Here is a 2,493-nt window from a genome sequence, read left to right on the forward strand (position 1 = left end):
ATCAAAACCCCCGCCACCCGCTGCCGCAACGTTGTCTCTTGCATCTCAATCCCTTGCTGGTTGAGTTAGCAGGCTAATCGGCTTTTCAACAATTGGCTAGCAGAAGAGAAGCTAAGAGGGCGTTTACCGAAAAAAAATCGAATTTTCGTAGCGCGATGTTAATGCCGTCAATATTAGCCGTGCCGTTATTATCAACCAAAGCAACTTGTAGCGCGTGGTAACGAATCTCGCGAGGAACGAGCGAATGAGGCACTCGCGAAAGGACAAGGGCACGGATCAACACATACAACGATAGAAGCATAACAAAGCGACGTTTCTACTTTGCCATGCCGAAGAAAACTGAGTAATGTAAAAAATAGATAGTTTGCTTAACGTAATATCAAACAAGAAAAGCCCAGACGGTCGCCAGCGGAGCGTTTAATTCAGCCCTGCTGTTCCGGGGCGGTAGCGTGCTTTTTTGTCACTAGTCGAAAGGTCTGTGGTAGCTCGAAACTGTGTCTGAGCAGAACCATCAAGTGCGTATCCCAGGACTAATGGGCTAGAGTGCCCTGTTACACCCAACGTATGTTAGGTCAGAGTATGTCAATAGAATCTATCGTGGAAACAACTTGGCCTGAGATATTGAAACTGCAAGCAGGAGTTTATCATTTGGTTGAACCAGAGAGCCTAGAGGTGTTGCAGGATAAGTGGCTGAGGTCGCCAAGCAGTTGTTTTATTTATAGAGATGATGAGCGGCTAGCAGGATATGCGTTAGCGCATTCTTGGAACAGTAAGACGCCACCGAAATTGTTCAACAAGTTACCGAAGGGGACAGAAGGATCAATTTTATTCCTCCACGATTTAGCTGTATCGAGTAATTCGTTTGGCAAAGGTATTGGTTCAACAATGATGGCGCATTTAGTGAATATTGCTATCGTCTCAGGCTACAGAGAAATTCGGCTAGTGTCTGTTCAGAATTCAATGCAATTTTGGAAAAAACAAGGTTTTACACCATTAGAACAAGCAGTGTGTAAAAGTTATGGTGATAGTGCGCAGCTAATGAAACGAGTACTTGATGATAACGCGCATGCGTCATAGTGAGCTGCCATATGCCTAAAGGAGTTCGTCGATGATTAGGAAAGCATTGAAACGTGACTGTTTAGATCTAGCAGCGTTGTCACTTCAAGTTTGGTTGCACACATATGCGGTGAAAGGTGTGCGTTCTCAAATATCAAAATATGCTTTGTCTACTTTCAATGAGGAATATTTTGCTAAGTTACTCGAAAGAGAATGTATTGATGTTAGAGTTTTCGAAGAGGATTCGCACCTTATTGGTTTTATTGTTGCTGATTTGAATTCAGAGTTTGAAGATGTTTTAGGCTACGAAATTGTAACGCTATATGTGTCACAACATTTTCATGGCAAAGGTGTTGGTCGTCAACTCCTAAGAGAAATAGAAAATGCTCATGGTCTCCCTTTTTGGTTATCCACTTGGGTTAATAATCATGGCGCAATTGGGTTTTATGATAAGTTAGGTTTTAACATCGTTGGTGAACTCAATTTCAATCTGGAGGGGGAGTTGCACCGTAACCATGTGTTTGCGTACGCCGGTACATAATAAAGTGTTTGTGAACGATTTCTCAATGCTTATCAGGTTCGCTTCGCTTACATTTTGGAAAGCATTTCGTCGCGCCTTAAAATGGCGTTAGCTTCTACCGTAGCCGAAGGAGGAGGGATGCATGAAGGTGAAACCGCAAGCTTTTATCGAGATGAATGGGCTAAAACTCTCTCCATGCTGACAGCATATACCTGCCCAGTTGCCAGGAGTATCGAGGAAGCATGTGTTCTGATAATGCTTGTTGGCGATACTGTTGGTATGGTCGAAATGGGGATCGAAAGCACGCTTGATGTATTTTAAGCGTTGGCCCGCAAAACCAGAAATTAGGTGATTGAATATGAAGCCAAAACTTTCCGGAGGCCTAGTGCATGAATTACCCGTTGATTTGGCCGTAGCATTAACTGAAAAAGGCCTCATTAATACTTGGGAAGCCTTATCGGCAATTGGCCGTAATGAATTTATTTGTTGGGTTGAAGACGCCAAACAAGAGAAAACTAGAGTAAAGCGGATAGCTCGGGCTACTGAAGAGCTTCTAGAAGGGAAAAAAAGACCTTGCTGCTGGGTAGGGTGTATACATCGCACTGACAAGAAACCTAGTAAATGGCAACAGGATGTTTTGATAGATAAAAAGAAAAAACCAGTAGCAAAATGAAACTAATGCATAACAAATTGCTCCATTTGATTCAGCGGTATTCGCTCCTTTTTGTGCATTCACTATGCTCATTATTGCACAAAAATCCGCTACAACCGTTGCGCAAATGAACAAGGCGTTATCGAGAAGGTGGAGGTATGTATCAATGCAATCAGACGTAGTTAATTTGTCCGAAAAATTCAGTAAGTTTGCTGAACACTGGTCGCCACGAGTTGTCGCGGCGGGCTTTGAAAAAGAGTGCGGA

The 2,493-nt window shown here is 43.1% G+C and carries 4 protein-coding genes; all 4 read left to right on the forward strand.

Annotated elements, in window-relative coordinates; translation table 11 throughout:
* Positions 1-579 precede the first annotated feature (579 nt).
* The 4 genes from AC0UA9_RS17440 to AC0UA9_RS17455 all read left to right on the forward strand — a co-directional run bounded on the left by AC0UA9_RS17440 (position 580) and on the right by AC0UA9_RS17455 (position 2,249).
* Complete coding sequence (locus tag AC0UA9_RS17440) at positions 580-1,077, forward strand: GNAT family N-acetyltransferase (protein ID WP_475662016.1); 498 nt, start codon at positions 580-582, stop codon at positions 1,075-1,077.
* A gap of 31 nt (positions 1,078-1,108) precedes the next feature.
* Positions 1,109-1,597, forward strand: a complete 489-nt coding sequence (locus AC0UA9_RS17445) for a GNAT family N-acetyltransferase (protein WP_268816950.1) — start codon at positions 1,109-1,111, stop codon at positions 1,595-1,597.
* A gap of 117 nt (positions 1,598-1,714) precedes the next feature.
* On the forward strand, positions 1,715-1,897 hold the full coding sequence (locus tag AC0UA9_RS17450) for a 3-methyl-2-oxobutanoate hydroxymethyltransferase (protein ID WP_240645171.1): 183 nt from the start codon (positions 1,715-1,717) through the stop codon (positions 1,895-1,897).
* Between the two features lie 37 nt (positions 1,898-1,934).
* Positions 1,935-2,249: a YdeI/OmpD-associated family protein gene (locus tag AC0UA9_RS17455; RefSeq protein ID WP_125747370.1), complete on the forward strand. Its 315-nt coding sequence runs from the start codon at positions 1,935-1,937 to the stop codon at positions 2,247-2,249.
* Positions 2,250-2,493 lie beyond the last annotated feature (244 nt).

Source organism: Colwellia sp. F1, from assembly GCF_056238625.1.

Coding starts and splice junctions, on each gene's coding strand:
- AC0UA9_RS17455 (WP_125747370.1), top strand. CDS start 1,935: ATGAAGCCAAAACTTTCCGGAGGCCTAGTGCATGAATTACCCGTTGAT.
- AC0UA9_RS17440 (WP_475662016.1), top strand. CDS start 580: ATGTCAATAGAATCTATCGTGGAAACAACTTGGCCTGAGATATTGAAA.
- AC0UA9_RS17445 (WP_268816950.1), top strand. CDS start 1,109: ATGATTAGGAAAGCATTGAAACGTGACTGTTTAGATCTAGCAGCGTTG.
- AC0UA9_RS17450 (WP_240645171.1), top strand. CDS start 1,715: ATGCATGAAGGTGAAACCGCAAGCTTTTATCGAGATGAATGGGCTAAA.